General features: G+C 66.6%; 16 protein-coding genes. 4 read left to right on the top strand and 12 right to left on the bottom strand.

Features of this window, described 5'->3' with window-relative positions; translation table 11 throughout:
* Window positions 1–113: 113 nt before the first annotated feature.
* Complete coding sequence (gene mgtA, locus G4G71_RS12050) at window positions 114–2831, top strand: magnesium-translocating P-type ATPase (RefSeq protein WP_169937916.1); 2718 nt, start codon at window positions 114–116, stop codon at window positions 2829–2831.
* 100 nt (window positions 2832–2931) lie between these two features.
* A complete protein-coding gene (locus tag G4G71_RS12055; protein ID WP_240964909.1) occupies window positions 2932–3732 on the top strand; it encodes a substrate-binding periplasmic protein in 801 nt (266 codons plus the stop codon).
* A gap of 2 nt (window positions 3733–3734) precedes the next feature.
* Here the strand turns inward: G4G71_RS12055 and G4G71_RS12060 are convergent, their stop codons facing one another.
* Together G4G71_RS12060 and G4G71_RS12065 are read right to left on the bottom strand one after the other, a co-directional pair.
* Complete coding sequence (locus G4G71_RS12060; protein ID WP_169937918.1) at window positions 3735–4202, bottom strand: thermonuclease family protein; 468 nt, start codon at window positions 4200–4202, stop codon at window positions 3735–3737.
* Between the two features lie 67 nt (window positions 4203–4269).
* Window positions 4270–5262: an aldo/keto reductase gene (locus G4G71_RS12065; RefSeq protein ID WP_169937920.1), complete on the bottom strand. Its 993-nt coding sequence runs from the start codon at window positions 5260–5262 to the stop codon at window positions 4270–4272.
* A 115-nt stretch (window positions 5263–5377) separates the two neighbouring features.
* Here G4G71_RS12065 and G4G71_RS12070 point away from each other — a divergent pair, with 115 nt between their 5' ends.
* Window positions 5378–6277 carry a LysR family transcriptional regulator gene (locus tag G4G71_RS12070; RefSeq protein WP_169937922.1) on the top strand — a complete coding sequence of 300 codons (900 nt, stop codon included), beginning with the start codon at window positions 5378–5380 and terminating at the stop codon, window positions 6275–6277.
* 152 nt (window positions 6278–6429) lie between these two features.
* On the top strand, window positions 6430–7251 hold the full coding sequence (locus tag G4G71_RS12075) for an alpha/beta fold hydrolase (RefSeq protein ID WP_169937925.1): 822 nt from the start codon (window positions 6430–6432) through the stop codon (window positions 7249–7251).
* A gap of 44 nt (window positions 7252–7295) precedes the next feature.
* Here G4G71_RS12075 and G4G71_RS12080 read toward each other — a convergent pair whose 3' ends face one another.
* From G4G71_RS12080 to G4G71_RS12125, 10 genes are all read right to left on the bottom strand, one after another.
* A complete protein-coding gene (locus G4G71_RS12080) occupies window positions 7296–8237 on the bottom strand; it encodes a hypothetical protein (protein WP_169937927.1) in 942 nt (313 codons plus the stop codon).
* A gap of 412 nt (window positions 8238–8649) precedes the next feature.
* Complete coding sequence (locus tag G4G71_RS12085) at window positions 8650–9000, bottom strand: VOC family protein (RefSeq protein WP_169937929.1); 351 nt, start codon at window positions 8998–9000, stop codon at window positions 8650–8652.
* 39 nt (window positions 9001–9039) lie between these two features.
* Window positions 9040–9549, bottom strand: a complete 510-nt coding sequence (locus tag G4G71_RS12090; RefSeq protein ID WP_240964910.1) for a hypothetical protein — start codon at window positions 9547–9549, stop codon at window positions 9040–9042.
* Between the two features lie 135 nt (window positions 9550–9684).
* Entirely contained in the window at window positions 9685–10329 is a 645-nt protein-coding gene (locus G4G71_RS12095; RefSeq protein WP_169937933.1) for a methionine ABC transporter permease, read from the bottom strand.
* Window positions 10322–11383, bottom strand: coding sequence for a methionine ABC transporter ATP-binding protein (locus tag G4G71_RS12100; RefSeq protein WP_169937935.1), 1062 nt, complete (start codon window positions 11381–11383; stop codon window positions 10322–10324). Before G4G71_RS12100 ends, G4G71_RS12095 begins: the two co-directional genes overlap by 8 nt.
* Before the next feature lie 218 nt (window positions 11384–11601).
* The gene (locus G4G71_RS12105) at window positions 11602–12399 is read right to left on the bottom strand and encodes a MetQ/NlpA family ABC transporter substrate-binding protein (RefSeq protein WP_169937937.1); all 798 of its coding nucleotides are present in this window, start codon (window positions 12397–12399) and stop codon (window positions 11602–11604) included.
* A 39-nt stretch (window positions 12400–12438) separates the two neighbouring features.
* Entirely contained in the window at window positions 12439–13836 is a 1398-nt protein-coding gene (locus tag G4G71_RS12110) for an LLM class flavin-dependent oxidoreductase (protein ID WP_169937939.1), read from the bottom strand.
* Between the two features lie 217 nt (window positions 13837–14053).
* Window positions 14054–15271, bottom strand: coding sequence for an SfnB family sulfur acquisition oxidoreductase (locus G4G71_RS12115; RefSeq protein ID WP_169937941.1), 1218 nt, complete (start codon window positions 15269–15271; stop codon window positions 14054–14056).
* Between the two features lie 9 nt (window positions 15272–15280).
* Window positions 15281–16516: an SfnB family sulfur acquisition oxidoreductase gene (locus G4G71_RS12120; protein ID WP_169937943.1), complete on the bottom strand. Its 1236-nt coding sequence runs from the start codon at window positions 16514–16516 to the stop codon at window positions 15281–15283.
* A 177-nt stretch (window positions 16517–16693) separates the two neighbouring features.
* Window positions 16694–17464 carry a MetQ/NlpA family ABC transporter substrate-binding protein gene (locus G4G71_RS12125; RefSeq protein ID WP_054907928.1) on the bottom strand — a complete coding sequence of 257 codons (771 nt, stop codon included), beginning with the start codon at window positions 17462–17464 and terminating at the stop codon, window positions 16694–16696.
* Between the last annotated feature and the right edge of the window lie 42 nt (window positions 17465–17506).

A 17506-nucleotide genomic window follows, 5' to 3' on the forward strand; every position in this document is an offset into this window, starting at 1 on the left:
GTTGCTGCCGACTTGTCTTCTCCCGCGTCCTGCCAGCCTTCATGGCCCCTTAAGGTAGCCAGCACAGACTTCTCCCGCCGCCGGACGACGTGGCGCACAAGGGGAGAGTCATCATGCGCCTGGACCTCATCAGGACCCACCTGCTCGAATTCATCAACAAGGGCTTCCCGGCCCGTCAATTGCGCCGGCTGGCCGCGCGCGACCTGCTGCGGGGCTCCGCCGTCGGGCGCCAGGCTCCCAATGCGCTGGCCGCGACCCTGCTGGAGTGGTCCGCGCTGGAGTCCGCCTCGGTTCTGGAGCGCCTGGAAAGCCGGCGCGAGGGCCTCAGCGAAACCGAGGCAGAGGAACGCCGCCAGCGCGACGGGCTGAACGAGGTCGACCAGGACCGGCCCATCGGTGCCTGGATGCACCTGTGGTACTGCTACTGCAATCCCTTCAACCTGCTGCTCACCGTGCTGGCCACCATCTCCTGGCTCACCGAGGACGTCGAGGCCGCCGTGGTGATCGGCAGCATGGTGGCTATTTCCGCGTTGCTGCGTTTCATCCAAGAGAAGCGCTCCAACCGGGCCGCTGAAAAGCTCAAGGCGATGGTCAGCAACACCGCCACGGTATTCCGCAGCGCCGAGGACGATGGCCCCGCGCTGCGCGTGGAGGTGCCGATCCGTCAACTGGTGCCCGGCGACGTGCTGTGGCTGTCGGCCGGCGACATGGTGCCGGCGGACGTGCGTTTGCTCAGCGCCAAGGACCTCTTCGTTGGCCAGGCTGCACTGACCGGCGAATCCCTGCCGGTGGAGAAGTTCGCCCAGCTGCGCGATGCCCGCCAGGGCAATCCGCTGGAGCGCGACAGCCTGTGCTTCATGGGCACCACGGTGGTCAGCGGCTCCGCTCTGGCGGTGGTGATTGGCACCGGTACGCGCACCTACTTCGGCTCCCTCGCCGAGCGGGTGATCGCGAGCGATCCGACGCCGACGGCCTTCCAGACCGGGGTGAACCGCGTCAGCTGGCTGCTGATCCGCTTCATGCTGGTGATGGCGCCGGTGGTCCTGCTGATCAACGGCTTCACCAAGGGCGACTGGCTGGAGGCCGCGCTGTTCGCGCTGTCCATCGCCGTCGGCCTGACCCCGGAAATGCTTCCGATGATCGTCACCTCCACGCTGGCCAAGGGCGCGGTCGTGCTCAGCCGGCGCAAGGTGATCGTCAAGCGACTGGACGCCATCCAGAACTTCGGTGCAATGGACATCCTCTGCACGGACAAGACCGGCACCCTGACCCAGGACCGCATCGTCCTCGAACGCCACACCGACGCCTTCGGCCAGGTGCAGGACCGCGTGCTGCAACTGGCCTTCCTCAACAGCCACTACCAGACCGGCCTGAAGAACCTGCTGGACGTCGCCGTGCTCGAGCACGTCGAGCTGCGCCATGCGCTCAAGGTGGACAGCCGCTTCCGCAAGCTCGACGAGATTCCCTTCGACTTCGCCCGCCGGCGCATGTCGGTGGTGGTCAGCGAACGCGAGGACAACCACCTGCTGATCTGCAAGGGCGCGCTGGAAGAGGTGCTGGCGGTGTGCGAATCGGTGGAGACCGCCGAGGGTATCGAGCCGCTGACCGGCGCTCGCCTGGACAGTATTCGCGCGGTGGCTGACGAGCTCAACCAGGAGGGCTTGCGGGTGGTCGCGGTGGCCACTCGCGAGTTGCCGCCGACCCGCGATACCTACGGCGTGGCGGACGAGAGCCGGCTGTGCCTGGCCGGCTACATCGCCTTCCTCGATCCGCCCAAGGAAACCACCGCTCCGGCGCTGCGTGCACTGGCACAGAACGGCGTGGCAGTGAAGGTGCTGACCGGAGACAACGACCGGGTGAGCCTCAAGGTCTGCCGTGATGTGGGCCTGGTGGTCGAGGGCGTGCTGCTCGGCCCGCAGCTGGACGAGCTGGACGATACTGCGCTGGGCGAACTGGCCGAGCGCACCACGCTGTTCGCCAAGCTCACCCCCAGCCACAAGGAGCGCCTGGTGCGCGTGCTGCGCGAGCGCGGCCACGTGGTCGGCTTCCTCGGCGACGGCATCAACGATGCTCCGGCGCTGCGCACGGCGGACATCGGCATCTCGGTGGATTCGGCGGTGGACATCGCCAAGGAAGCCGCCGACCTGATCCTCCTGGAAAAGAGCCTGATGGTCCTGGAGGAGGGCGTCATCGAAGGTCGCCGCACCTTCGCCAACATGCTCAAGTACATCCGCATGACCGCCAGCTCCAACTTCGGCAACGTGTTCAGCGTGCTGGTGGCCAGTGCCTTCATTCCGTTCCTGCCGATGCTGCCGCTGCAGCTGCTGGTGCAGAACCTGCTCTACGACCTGTCGCAGATCGCCATTCCCTTCGACCATGTCGACGACGAACTGCTGCGCAAACCGCAGCAATGGAACCCGGATGGGCTGGGGCGTTTCATGGTGTTCTTCGGGCCGATCAGTTCGATCTTCGACATCGCCACCTTCCTCGTGCTCTGGCATGTGTTCGGTGCCAATGCGCCTGAGCACCAGACGCTGTTCCAGTCCGGCTGGTTCGTCGAGGGGCTGATCTCGCAACTGCTGGTGGTGCACATGATCCGCACCCGGCGCATTCCCTTCCTGCAGAGCCGCGCCGCCTGGCCGCTGCTGGGCATGACCCTGGTGATCGTCGCGGTGGCGATCTTCCTGCCCATGGGGCCGCTGGCGCACTCCTTCCGCATGGAGGCGTTGCCGCTGGGTTACTGGCCTTGGCTGGTGGCCATCCTGCTGGGCTACATGGCGCTGACCCAGGCGGTGAAGGGCTGGTTCGCCCGGCGCTACGGCTGGCAGTGAGCGAAACGGGACGAACGTGCGAACCCGATCACCGCTGGCCACGCGGGCATCGGGTTCAATACACTGAGGTGTCCGTCTTCTCCCGCTGTGAGTCGAGATATTGCCGTCGCGAGCCGTTCGCCTGCCGTTGCTCCTGCGTGTGCGCTTCAAGCGCCTGGTCCTGCTGGGCCTGGCGCTGGCCAGCGTGCCGCTGGCTGCCTGCGAAAAGTCACTGCGTTGGGATGACGACCCGCCATTCAGCATGCAGTTGCCCGACGGCAGCGTCGGCGGCCTCTACGTTGAACTGAACCGCGCCGTGCTGGAGCGCTTGGGTTGCCAGGTGCGCATGGTCAAGCTGCCCTGGGCGCGGGCGCTGAAGGAGCTGGAGCTGGGCCGTCTCGACGTGTTGCCCGGCGCCTTCCGCAAGCCTGAGCGCGAGGCCTACGCGTGGTTCTCCGGTGAGGTATTGCCGCCGTCGCGCAACATCCTCTTCGTCCGGCGCGGCTTGCCCCAGCGCGACAGCCTGCAGCAGCTGTCCGATCTGGCCGGCAGCGACTTCCGTCTCGGCGCACAGATCGATGTGTCCTACGGCGAACCCTTCCGCCAACTGATGGCCGATCCGGACTACGCCGCGCGGGTGTTCTTCAACCCAAGCCGCAGCAACCTCTGGCATATGGTCGACAAGGGGCGCATCGACGGCATCATCGCCGACGAGCACAGCGGCCAGTATGAGCTGCAGCAGCTGGGCCTGGCGCGGCGCATCGAGCCCACGGGCGTGGTGGTATCAGCGGAGTCCGCGGAGGTCGCGTTCAGCAAGCGCACCCAGGACGAGGATTTCGTCCGTCGCTATGCGCAGGCGCTCAAGACCCTGGTGGAAGAGGGCGAGGATCGGCGCATCCTGCAGCACTATGTCAGCAATTGACCTCAGGGCTTGCGCCAGAGGTTGATTCGGCGCGCCTTGGCTTCGTGTTCCTCGAACTGGTACTGGCCGACTTCCTCGGGCGTCTGCGCGTCGCTCTGCCGCCAGCGTGCGAGGCCGATGCTCAACTGGGCGCGGCCGATATCCAGGGTGTGGCCGCAGTTCGGGCACTCCGCCGGAGTGACCCACACCGCCGCGCGAAGGCTGCCGTCGGCCAGCGGTTCTGCGTGCTTGAGGGTGGCGCTCTTGCCCAGGGCAAGCTGTACCAGGGCTGCGCGGGAGCGTTGGCCGAAGGGCTCCTCCAGTTCCGGAGCGGTCACGCCGCGCAGGTGGATGGTAGTGTCGCCACCGTCCGCGCGCTGGCAGGTCAACTGGTCTCCGCTGAAGACGGCCGTCACCTGGCATTCCTCATCCGCGTGGGCGGCGAGGGGAAGGAAGGATAGTACGAGCAGTGCGGCGGGAACGAATCGCATGGAGCCTCCGGTGGACCCCGTCAGCATAACCGCTGCGAGCGTCCACCGGAGCGCCGCTGCAGAGCTTTTACTGGATCAGCGCCATCACCTGTTCGCTGTAGCGCCCGCCAGCGGCCGCGCCGGCCGGGAAGATCGCGTCCAGTTCGAGCAGCTCCGCCTGGGTCAGCGCCAGGTCCACGGCGGTGACGTTCTCCTCCAGGTACTTGCGCTGCTTGGTGCCGGGGATCGGCACGAGGTGTTCTCCCTGGGCCAGCACCCAGGCCAGCGCCAGTTGCGAGGGTTTCACGCCGCGAGCGGCGGCCAGTTCAGCGACCTTGTCCACCAGCCGCAGGTTCTTCGCGAAGTTCTCCCCCGTGAAGCGTGGGCTGGAGCGGCGATAGTCGTCTTCGGCGAAATCATCGGGGCTCTTCAACGCGCCGGTGAGGAAGCCCCGGCCGAGGGGGCTGTAGGGCACGAAGCCGACTCCCAGGCGCGCACAGGCGGCCAGCACGCCGTTCTCCTCCGGGTCGCGGGTCCACAGCGAGTACTCGCTCTGCAGCGCGGTGATCGGGTGGACCCGGTGCGCGCGCTCCAGTGTTTCTGCCGAGGCTTCGCTGAGGCCGAGGAAGCGCACCTTGCCGGCCTTCACCAACTCGGCCATGGCACCGACGGTTTCCTCGATGGGTACCTTCGGGTCGACGCGGTGCTGGTAGTAGAGATCGATGTGGTCGGTGCCCAGGCGCTTCAGGCTGCCTTCCACGGCCTGGCGGATGTACTCCGGGCTGCCGTTGGCGCCGCGTACCTGCGGCTGGTCCGGGGTGCGCACGATGCCGAACTTGGTGGCAAGGAAGACCTGCTCGCGCTTGCCCTTCAGGGCGCGGCCGAGCAACTCCTCGTTGGTGTGCGGGCCATAGATGTCGGCAGTGTCGAGCAGCGTGACGCCCAGCTCCAGCGCGCGGTGCAGGGTGGCGATGGATTCGGCTTGGTCGCTGCCGGTGGTGTAGAAGTCGGACATGCCCATGCAACCGAGGCCGATGGCGGAGACGATGGGGCCTTGCGGGCCCAGGCGGCGGGTTTTCATGCGGGATTCTCCAGGAGAGGAAAGGGGCAGGACCATTCTTGTTGTTTGCCAGACATGGATAAACCGGCAGATTGCGGTTTAACTATTCGGCCCGGATGAATAATCGGAGTGCGCCATGGACCGCTTGCAGGCCATGCAGGTCTACATCCGCATCGTCGAACTCAAGGCCTTCGGCAAGGCGGCGGACAGCCTCCAGCTGCCGCGCGCCAGCGTGACCCAGCTGATCCAGCAGTTGGAGACGCACCTGGGCGTGCAACTGCTGCGCCGCACCACCCGGCAGGTGAGCGTCACCGCCGACGGGCAGGCCTACTACGAGCGCTGTGTGCGCCTGCTGGAGGATCTGGAGGAAGCGGAGAACTGCTTCTCCGACTCCCCCGACAACCCACGCGGCAAGCTGCGGGTCGACCTGCCCAGTTCGCTGGGGCGGCTGGTGGTGATCCCGGCGCTGCCGGAATTCTGCCGACGCTACCCGCAGATCGAGCTGGAGCTGAGCCTGAACGACCGCCAGGTGGACCTGGTGCGCGAAGGCGTGGACTGCGTGCTGCGCGCCGGAGAGTTGCCGGATTCCAGCCTGGTCGGCCGGCGTATCGCCGAACTCGAGCAACTCACCTGCGTGGGGCGCGCCTACGCGCAAGAGTTCGGGCTGCCCGAGCACCCGCAGCGGCTCGAAGGGCACTTCGCGGTGAACTACCAGTCGGCCTCCAGCGGGCGCATCTTCGACCTGGAGTTCCGCTTCGACGGCCAACTGTGTACCCAGCGGTTGCCCAGCCGGATCACGGTGAACAACGCCGATGCCTACATCGCCGCCTGCCGGGCCGGCTTCGGGATGATCCAGGCGCCGCGCTACCACCTGCGTGAGGGCCTTGCCAGCGGCGAGTTGGTGGAGGTGTTGCGCGATTGGCAGCCGCCGCCGCTGCCAGTGAGTGTGCTGTATCCGGTGCGGCGGCAGATGTCGCGGCGCTTGCGGGTATTTTCCGACTGGCTCGGCAGGCTGTTCGAGTCCGGCATCGGCTGAGTCGCAGGCGGCTGCCGTCGCTCGTCGGAAAGCCGTCTGCCTGGGCTGCCGGCGTCACCGCGCTGTCTATGCTCAAGGCCGCCGTAGAGCGGTTCGTAGTCGCTGGAGTTGCGGCGTTTCTTTTCAACCAATCCCTGAAGGAAACGACCCAAATGAGCATCGTGAAAGCGAAAGATGGCACCGAAATCTTTTACAAGGACTGGGGCAGTGGTCAGCCGGTGGTGTTCTCCCATGGCTGGCCGCTCAATGCCGACGCCTGGGACGCGCAGATGCTGTTCCTGGTGCAGAAGGGCTACCGGGTCATCGCCCATGACCGGCGCGGCCACGGCCGTTCGGGCCAGCCGGCGAACGGCAATGACATGGACACCTACGCCGACGACCTGGCGGCGGTGATCGATGCACTGGACCTCAAGGGCGCAACCCTGGTCGGCCACTCCACCGGCGGCGGCGAGGTGACACGCTACATCGGCCGCCACGGCACGAAGCGGTTATCCGGCGCGGTGCTGATCGGCGCGGTGCCGCCGCTGATGCTCAAGACCGCGGCCAACCCTGGCGGCTTGCCGATCGACGTGTTCGATGGCATCCGCAAGGGCGTGAAGGAAGACCGCTCGCAATTCTTCAAGGACCTGGCGGTGCCGTTCTACGGCTACAACCGGCCCGGCGCGAAGCAGTCCCAGGGGGTGATCGACAATTTCTGGCTGCAGGGCATGACCGGCGGGCACCTGGGGCAGTACCTGTGCATCCACGAGTTTTCCGAGGTGGACTACACCGAGGACCTGAAGAAGATCGACGTGCCGGCGCTGATCCTCCACGGCGACGACGATCAGATCGTGCCCATCGATGCGGCTGGCCGGCGCTCGGTGGAGCTGGTGCAGAAGGGCGAGCTGAAAGTCTACAAGGGCGGGCCGCACGGCATGTGCACCACCCTGGCCGACCAGGTCAACGAGGACCTGCTGGGCTTCCTCAATCGCTGAGGCGAGGCGGCCGGGGCCGATCGGCCCCGGCATTGGGCGGCGCTTCAGCGTTCGCTGGATTGTCCGCCGACGGTCTTGCTGATGGCGCTCAGCGCCGTATTGAAGCGCACCGTTTCGTTGAAGCTGCGGACGATGGCACTGAAACGCTCCTTGGCGTCCACCAGTTGCTTGAAGCGTTCGGTCAGTTCGTTGTCCTTCTGTTGCAGCATCGTTTCACGTCCATCCAGTTCGGTATGGCGCACGCGCATCTGGGCGAGCTTGCGCTCCAGCTGTTCCTGTTCGGCCTGCAACACTTCGGCACGCTTGGCGGTCGCACGATCGCGGCTGTCGACGGACTCCGCCAGCGATTGCAATGTGGCGCTGCGTTCGGCCAGTGTGGCGGCCTGCTGCTCGCCGAGCCGGGTCAGGGCGGATTTCTCCTGCTGCAGGCGTTGCTCCCATTGGCGCAAGGTATCTTCGCGCTCGTTGAGCAGGCGTTCGCGCTCATCGGCCTGTTCATGGCGCGCGTCCAGTACCTCGCGCTCCTTGATCGAGTCCAGCCGTTGCTGCGACAGCCCCTGGGCCATTCCGGCCAGGGAATCGAGGGTGCTCTGCACGTCCTGCAGGACATTCTCGGTATCGCTGGATTGTGGGGATACCGCTGCCGCCAGCAATTGATCGGCCGGGCTGAGCGAGCTGTCCGGAATGGTGCCGGCCGCTCCGCCGGGCTTGCCGGTGGCACGGTTCGCTTCCCTCTGCAGCGTTTCATCGAGATGGTCCAACTGGGCCAGGGTGTGCTGCGCACTCTGCTGCTGTTTCAGGGCGTAGTCGGTGGCGCCGGGCGAATAGCTGGAGGTTTGGCCGGGAGCCGTGCCCAGGGCGTCCGGCAGTTGACCGGGCGGCAGGTCGTAGAGTTGCGACAGATGATCATCCGGGTTGGCGAAGGGGCGCTGCGTGTCGGGTCGGCTGGCGCCATCAACGGGGTCCTTGGAGTTGCGGATACTCATGGTGGTCTCCTGGGGCTGTTCCTTCGAGTTGCCCGTCGGCATCCGGGGGGAAGGGCTGGGGCGTGACGCGAGCAGGCCGCCCAGGCGGGCGGTGAACTGACGAACACGGGTCATGACGGGAAGCGCCTGGGGCGAAGCCGGCGCCAGGGTGTGGACCTGCGCCTGCAATGGCACGGACGGCGCGGATGATGACGATTCCAATGGCTCTGGCATGGCGGTGCTCACGCAGGATGCTTGCGCTGAGGCGGGCTTCGGACTGCGCGGTGTTCGGCTGCTGCGCGGTCCTCTGTCGGGGCAGGCGCGTCGACCGTGCTGCATGGGAGCAAACCTGCGCCAATGCAGTTTAGGTCCTGGTCGGAGGTTTGCCGGACGAAGCGGGTTTTCGACCGGGCGAGTGACGAACGGTTGGCCGTCAGCAGTGCTCCAGCACGTTGAGCAGCGTTCCCAGCGGATCGCGCAGGAAGAATCGACGCACGCCCCAGGGCTCCGTGGTCAGCGGATAGACGATCGCGTACGCGGCAGCCAGGGCACGCTGATGGACTTCGTCGAGATTGTCCACTTCGATGGACAGGTCCGGCACTGGTGTGCCGGAGCCGCCTTCGCTGGCCAGGCTGACCTGCGCCAGGGTCGACTCGCCGCTGGCGAGCGTCAGAATCCAGCCATGGTCCATCACGATTTCCAGATCGAACAGCTCGCGGTAGAAGCGGGCCACCTCGGCAGGTTTGCCGGTGGCGAGGTTGGCGACGATGCGGCGGACGGTCATGGCGGCGCTCCGGAAGGATGACGCCGCCAGCATAGACCCTCAGTGCGCCGGGCGTGCCGGCGGCATGCGGCGACGGTGGATGCGGTAGAACTGGTAGAGCACGCCGATGAAGAAAACCAGTAGCGCGATCATCACGGCAGTCTGCACCGGCGGCGAGTCCGGGCCCTGGCCGATGGGGTTGGAGGGCGGCAGCCGCGACAGCGATTCGTTGAGCGTCGGGATCATCATCAGGAAGAAGCTGAAGCTCATCGCCGCCGTTTCCAAATATTCACCCAGGCCGCCGAGTGCGCCGACGCGCTGCGCATAGCTACCCACTGCAATGGCGACCAGGCAGAGGATGCCGATGGCGTGCCCTGCGTTGAAACCGCCGGTGCTGGAGAGCCCGAATGCCGTGAGCACGCCAAGGATCATTCCGTAGACATACCACCTGCCGACACGGCTGCGCGGGTCGATGCGCCCTGCCTGATAGAACGCCCAGATGCCCGCAACAAGGGGCACCAGGCTGATGGCGGTATGCACGATACCGAGGGTTGAAAGGGGGTTGGCCATGACGAACGTCTCCGCAGTGAGCACAGGGACGCCACGCATCCACGAACTGTGCCGGGGCACGGAGGGGCGGGTGTGTTGTCAGGTTAGACGCAACCCGCGGGGGAGCAGGGCTGTGGCGGAATCAGCCGACGAACGTCACAGGCGCTTGTTGAGGCAGCGCGCCAGGCGGTCGCCGCCGAACTGGATCAGCGTCACCAGCGCCACCAGCAGGATGATCACGGTGAGCATCACCTGGGTGTCGAAGCGCTGGTAGCCGTAGCGGTAGGCCAGGTCGCCCAGGCCGCCGGCACCGATGGCGCCGGCCATGGCCGAGGAGTTGATCATGGTCACCAGGGTAATGGTGAAGCCGGCGACTATGCCCGGCCGCGCCTCGGGCAGCAGCACGTTCCAGATGATGTGCCGGGGCTGGCAGCCCATCGCCTGCGCCGCCTCGATCAGGCCGTGGTCGACCTCGCGCAGGCTGACTTCGGCGATGCGTGCAAAGAACGGCGTGGCGGCGATGGTCAGCGGTACCACGGCGGCCCACACGCCGTAGCTGGTGCCGACTATCAGGCGGGTGAAGGGAATCAGCGCGACCATCAGGATCAGGAACGGAATCGAGCGCAGTACGTTGACCACGCTGCCCAGGCCCCGGTTGACCAGGCGCGCCTGGAAGATTCCACCGGGGCCGGTAGTGACCAGCACCAGGGCCAGCGGAATGCCCACCAGCAGGACGATGGCCGAGGACGCGCCGATCATCATCAGGGTATCGAGCAGGCCTTGCAGCAAGCGATCAGGCATGGGTGAGCACCTCCAGGCGATCGGCGACGTCGCGGGCACGTTCGAGCAACTCGGGAGCGGTGGAGGAAGGGGCGGAAACGCTCAGCAGCAGGCGACCGAGGGCGCGGCCCTGGATGCGCTCGATGCCGCCGTGCAGCAGGCTGATGCGGCTGCCCAGGGCCTGGGCGATGGCCAGCAGGTCCGGCTCCTGTTCGCGCACGCCGGTGTAGTGCAGGTCGAGGATGACTTCGTTGTCCGACGGCTGCTCCAGGCGCGCCAGCAGGTCCGGCGGCAGGTGCTGCTGCAGCGAGCCGAGCAGGGTGCGGCTGACTTCGTGCTGCGGGTTGCCGAAGACTTCCCAGACATCGCCCTGTTCGACGATCCGCCCACGTTCGAGTACCACCACGCGGTCGCAGATTTCGCGGATCACCGCCATCTCGTGGGTGATCAGCACGATGGTCAGGCCGAGGCGGCGGTTGATATCGCGCAGCAGCGCGAGGATGGCCTGGGTGCTCTCCGGGTCCAGCGCCGAGGTGGCTTCGTCGCAGAGCAGGATTTCCGGCTGGTGCACCAGCGCGCGGGCGATGCCGACGCGCTGCTTCTGCCCGCCGGAGAGTTGTGCCGGGTAGGCGTGGCGCTTGTCTTGCAGTCCCACGAGCTGCAGCAGTTCGTCCACCCGCTCGGCGATGCGCGCCTTCGGCACGCCGGCCACGCGCAGGGGCAGGGCGATGTTCTGCGCCACCGTCTTGGCCGACATCAGGTTGAAGTGCTGGAAGATCATGCCGACCCGGCGGCGCAGGCCGACCAGTTGCTGGGCGTCGAAGGCGCCGATGTCCTCGCCGTCGATCAGCACCTGGCCGACGCTGGGATTTTCCAGGCGGTTGAGGGTGCGGATCAGCGAGCTCTTGCCGGCGCCGCTACGGCCGATGATGCCGAACACTTCGCCACGGCGGACGGAGAGTTCGATATCGCTGAGCGCCTCTACCGGGCCATGGTGGCCGGCGTAGGTCTTGCCCAGTCCGCGCAGGGCGATGTGCTGGGTGGCGAGTTCGAGGTTGCGGTTGAAGCTGACCATGGTGGGGGCCTGTTCTGGAGTTTGGAGCGGGGCTACTGCCCTCTCCCTAACCCTCTCCCTGAAGGGAGAGGGGACTGGTTCGGTGTATTCGGGAATTTGGGCTTTTGGCCGGAGGCACCGGCGTGGCACCAATGTTCGGTGTGCTGCGGACAGCTCCCTCTCCCTTCAGGGAGAGGGCAGGGGAGAGGGCTATCGTTGGCGGAGACGTTTCCGGTGCATTAATTCCAGCCCGGCTGGTAGAGCGAGCCGTGGGCCTTGTCCAGCGCGGCGCGGACCTGCGGCGAGTGCTGGTAGAGATCGACGAACTGCTTGAGCCGGCCGTCCGGGTCCTTGTAGTCATCGCGGGTGACGAACTGGATGACGTACTCCTTGTTCTCGATACCGTCGAACAGCAGCGCGCTGTTCGGATCGATAGTCCCAGCGAGACGGATGTAGTGCGGGTAGCCCTGGGCGAGGTCGACGTCGTCCAGCGCGCGCACCAGTTGCACGGCTTCCAGCTCGATGATCTGGATGTGCTTCGGGTTGGCCACGATGTCGTCCAGGGTCGCCTTGTAGCCCACGCCATCCTTGAGCTTGAGCAGCCCGGCTTTCTGCAGCAGCTGCAGGCCGCGGCCGCCATTGATCGGGTCGTTGGCGATGGCGACCTTGGCGCCTTCGGGCAGGTCGGCGATGGCCTTGTACTTGGTCGAATAGAGGCCGACGTTGTTGATGATCCCCGGCGCAAAGGCCTTCAGGTGCAAGCCGCCCTCGCGGTTGGCGTTCTCCAGGAAGGGCGTGTGCTGGAAGTAGTTGGCGTCGATGTCGCCATGGTCGAGGGTGATGTTCGGCGCGTTCCAGTCGGTGAATTCCACCAGCTCGACCTTCAGCCCTTGCTGGGCGGCTTCCTTCACCGCCACTTCCAGCGGCGGCGCGAAGGCGGCGGTGGTGCCCAGGCGCAGGGTGTCGGCGGCCTGGGCGAGGCCGGCGGCGAGGAGGCTCAGCGAGAGGCCGAGGGTGAGCTTGAAGCGTGCATGCATGGCAACGAGTCCTTATGGGTTTTAGAGCCTGACGGCCTTTTAAAGAGAGAAGGCTGGAGTCGCTCCAGTGGCGGTTGCCTGGCGATAGCTCGCGCCGACGTGCCGCGCGGGCAGTCGGGCGCGGCCCGCGCCGAAGAGTTTTTCCCGCAGGGTGCCGTCGGCGTAGGTGGTCTTGTAGGCGCCACGGTTCTGCAGTTCGGGCACGACCCATTCGATGAAGTCGGCGTAGCTTTCCGGCTCCACGGTGCGGGTCAGGTTGAAGCCATCGAGCCCGGCATCGTTGATCCAGCCCAGCAGCTCATCGGCGACCTGCACCGGATCGCCCACCAGTGTGGTGTAGCGACCGCCGAGGGCCAGTTGCTCCAGCAACTGGCGCACGGTGGCGTCGGTGCGGGCGACGGTCAGGGCCCTGGTGGCGGACTCGATGGCGTTGGTCTTCTCGTAGCGGATCGGCTCGTCCAGCGCATAGCGCGAGAAGTCGATGCCGGTGGTGCTGGCGAAGTGTGCAAGGCCCGCCTCGGCGCTGGCGAAGCGGCGGTACTCGGCGAGCTTGTCGCGCGCCTCGGCCTCGGTCGGCGCGACGATCACATTGATGCCCATGAACACCTTGATGTCGTCCGCCCGACGGCCCGCGTCTACCGCAGCCTGGCGGATGCGGTTCACCAGCACGCGGGTGGCCTCACGGGTCTGCGCCGAGACGAACACGCACTCGGCGTGGCGTGCTGCGAAGGCGAGCCCGCGGTTCGACGCGCCGGCCTGGAACAGCAGCGGCGTGCGCTGCGGTGAGGGCTGGCTGAGGTGGTAGCCCTCGACGTCGAAGAACTCGCCGTGGTGGCGGACCTTGTGCACCTTGCCCGGTTGGGCGTAGACGCGGCGCTGGCGGTCGGCGATTATCGCGTCGTCTTCCCAGCTGCCTTCCCAGAGCTTGTAGAGCACCTCCAGGTACTCGTCGGCGCGGTCGTAGCGGCGGTCGTGGTCGATCTGCCGGTCCTGGCCCATGGCGCGGGCGGTGCTTTCCAGGTAGCCGGTGACGATGTTCCAGCCGACCCGGCCATCGGTCAGATGGTCGAGGGTGGAAAGCCGCCGGGCGAACGGGTAGGGCGCCTCGTAGGTGAGGTTGGCGGTGACGCCGAAGCCCAGGTTCTGCGTGACGCCGGCCATGGCCGAGACCAGCATCAGCGGGTCGTTCACCGGCAGCTGGATGGCTTCTTTCGCGGTGAGCTCGATGCCGTTCTGGTAGACGTCGTAGACACCGAGGATATCGGCCAGGAACAGGCCGTCGAACAGGCCTTTCTCCAGCAGGCGGGCAAGGTCGGTCCAGTGGCTGAGCTTGTTGAAGTCCGTCGAGCGGTCGCGCGGGTGGGTCCACAGGCCGTGGTTGATATGGCCGACGCAATTCATGCTGAAGGCGTTGAGGAGAATCTGTTTCTGGCTCATGGGAAATCCTCGCTGGCAGAGGCCCTGTAGGAGCGAGCTTGCTCGCGAACCATCGGGCGCTCGGGCTGTTCGCGAGCGAGCTCGCTCCTACTCGAAACCCACCCGGTCTGCTGCGGATTGCTTTCGTAGGAGCGGACTCCGTCCGCGATGGGGCGCACAGTGGGGGCTGATCGCGGACGGAGTCCGCTCCTACGGAAAACCGGTATGGCGCAGGGCATCACAGCGTCCCCCGGCGCGGCGGCAACTGGCCGTTGAGGTAGTAGTTGCCCACTGCGTAGTACTTCCAGCGCGCCGGGTCGTGCAGGGTGTGCACGCGGGCGTTGCGCCAGTGGCGGTCCAGGCCCAGTTCGGCGAGGCTGGCGCGGCTGCCGCCCAGTTCGATCAGCTTGCTGCCGGCCAGCAGCGAAACCTCTGTAGTGATCGCCCGCGCCTCGGCCACGGCGATAGAGGCGGCGGCCACGCTTTCGGCGGTCGGCTCGGCGGTGGCTGCGTCGAGCACCCGGCCGGAGCGGTCCAGCAGCGCTTCGGCGGCGTGCAGGCGGATCGCCAGGCGGCCGACTTCGTTGATCGCCAGCGGATCATCGCTGGCCTTGTCGACCCCCGAGTCGATCCACGGCCGCGCCTTTTCCCGCAGGAAACTGAGTGCGTCTTCATAAGCGCCCCGAGCGATGCCGACATCGATGGCCGCATGCAGAATCTGCGCGTAAGGGCCAACGGTGGTCGGGCGTTCGAAGGCTGCCTGGAACGAGACGATGTCGTCCTCACTGACCTGCGCGCCATCGAACACCACGCTGCCGCTGCCGGTAGTGCGTTGGCCGAAGCCGGACCAGTCGTCGATGATCTCGACGCCCGGAGTGTCGCGCCGGATGAAGGCGAACTGCTGCAGGCCATCGTCATCGATCACCAGCGTCGGAATGCGCTGCGCATAGAGCGCGCCGGTGCAGTAGAACTTGCGGCCGTGAATGCGCAGGCGTCCGTCCTCGCGCTTGAGGCGCGTGGTGCGGTCATGGGCGGTACGGGTGCCGATCTCCGCCAGCGCATTGCCGAAGCGCACGCCGGCCAGCACCTCGGCGAACAGGCGGGCTTTCTGCTCGTCGTTGCCATTCACCCGCAGCAGTTCGACGGCGTAGAAGTGGTTCTGCGGAATCTGCCCGAGCGAACCGTCGGCAGCGGAAATGATGGCGATCACCCGGGCCACGGTGACGCGGGAGACGCCCGCGCCGCCATACTCGCGCGGTACGGTGATGCCCCACAGGCCGGAGCGGCTGAAGCGCTCGAGCTCGTCCCACGGCAGGCGCCGCTCGCGGTCGCGGGCGATGGCGTCTTCACGGAAGTCGTCGGCCAGGGTACGGGCGACGTCGAGCGCTTCGTCGTCGCTGCGGATGATATGGACGGGATTGGCCAGCTCTGGGTTAGACAAAACGATGCTGTTCATCGGCGCTCCTCAGATCCAGGAATGACGCGCGGGGCGGGCGCCGTTGAGGTGGTAGGCGCCAACCGCCTGGACCTTCCAGCGCACCGGGTCGTGCAGGGTGTGCACGCGGGCGTTGCGCCAGTGGCGGTCGAGGTTGAATTCGGCGAGGGTGGCGCGGCTGCCGGCCAGCTCGAAGAGCTTCTCGCTGGCGGCCAGACTGATCTCGGTGGTCAGCACCTTGGCCTCGGCCACGGCGATGGAGGCGCGGGCGGCGGATTCGTCGTCGATGGGACGCGCGCTGACTTCGTCGAGTACGTGGCCGGCGCGTTCCAGCAGTGCTTCGGCGGCGTGCAGTTCGACTTGCAGGCGGCCGATTTCGGCGATGGTGAAGGGCTCTTCGCTGGCCTGCTCGACGTTCGCGTCGATGAAGGGGCGAGTGCGTGTGCGGATGAAGTCGATGGCGTCTTCCAGGGCGTTGGCAGCGATGCCGGCGTCGATGGCGGCCTGGATCAGTTGCGAGACGGCGCCCTGGATGTTGGGGATGTCGGCCAGGCGTCCGTTGTGGATCACCAGGGATCCGGCGACGGGTGCGTTATCCAGCAGCACGGTGCCGCTGGCGGTGGTGCGCTGGCCGAAGCCGGACCAGTCGTCGACGATGCGCAGGCCATCCACGCCGCGTTCGACGAAGCCCATCACTGCACGACCTTCCTCGTCGATAGCCTTCACCGCTACCCAGTGGGCGAACAGCGCGCCGGTGGAGTAGAACTTCTCGCCGCTGACGCGGAAGTTGTCCCCATCGCGCAGCAGGCGCGCCTTGAGTTCCAGGGTGTTTCTGGTGTTGCGCTCGGGCCCGGCATTGCCGATGCGCCGGCCGTTGAGCACGCCGCCGAACAGCACGCGCTTCTGTGCCTCGCTGGCGACGCTGTCGATGACGTTGAGCAGGCCGAACTGGTTCTGCGGGATCTGCCCCAGTGCCGGGTCGGCGGCGCAGATCACGCGGAAGACTTCGGCGACGGTGGCGTAGGAGACCTGGGCGCCGCCGTACTCTCGGGGGATGCTGATGCCGCCAAGGCCCAGGGCGGTGAAGTGTTCCAGTTCGCTCCAGGGCAGCGCGCGCTCGCGGTCGCGGGCGGCGGCTCCGGGTTTCGCCAGGCGGGCCACTTCGTGGGCGGCGTCGATGGCCTGGGCGTCGTTGCTGATACGGCGCGCCGGGAGTAGCCGGGGCGCCTGGTCACGAAGGTCCTTGGGTGCGGATTCGTTGGTCATGCGGTTTCCTGTGGTTGCGGAGCAGGGAATTCCCTCTCCCTAACCCTCTCCCTGAAGGGAGAGGGGACTGTCCGTGTGCGTTGAAGCGGATGCGTCAGCCGGCGGGCTTTTGGCTCCCTCTCCCGCTTGCGGGAGAGGGCGGGGGAGAGGGGCTCTCTACCCGCGCCTGGGCCTCGATCAGAACGCCGGCGCGATCTCGCCCTTGTAGCGGGTCAGGATGAACTGGCGGACTTCCGGCGAATTCAGCACCTTGGCCAGCTTCTGGATGCCCGGGTCCTGGATGTTGTCCGGACGGGCCACCAGGAACTCGGCGTAGAGGTCCTTGCCCTTCTCGACGATCAGCGCGCTCTTGGTGTCGATGCCGGCTTCCAGCGCGTAGTTGGCGAAGATGAACGCCAGGTCGACCTGCTTCACCGCGCGGGCCAGCAGCGCGCCTTCCAGTTCGCGGATCTTCAGGTGCCTGGGGTTGTCGGTGATGTCGCGCTCGGTGGACTGCGGGTTGCTCGGGTCCTTGAGCTTGATCAGGCCGCTCTCGGCCAGCAGCACCAGGGCGCGGCCGGTGTTCACCGGGTCGTTGGGGATGGCCACGCTGGCGCCGTCGGGCAGCTCGGCGAGGGACTTGTACTTGGTGGAGTAGGCGCCGAACGGCTCGATGTGGATGCCCACCACCGGCACCAGGTCGGTGTGGCGGGTCTTGTTGAAGTCATCGAGGAACGGGCGGTACTGGTAGTAGTTGGCGTCGAGGTTCTTCTGCGCGAGTTGCAGGTTGGGCTGGATGAAGTCGGTGAAGACCTTGATGTCGAGGTCGACGCCTTCCTTGGCCAGTTCCGGTTTGACGAACTCGAGAATTTCCGCGTGCGGCACCGGGGTGGCGCCGACAACGAGTTTCTCCCCCGCGTGGGCGGAGAAGGCGACGACGGCCGCCAGAATGGCGATGGCCTTTTTCATGGGTGTTGCTCCTTGGGGCATTAGTGGGTGGGCCGTCGTGGT

Source organism: Pseudomonas multiresinivorans (genome assembly GCF_012971725.1).
GTDB lineage: Bacteria > Pseudomonadota > Gammaproteobacteria > Pseudomonadales > Pseudomonadaceae > Pseudomonas > Pseudomonas multiresinivorans.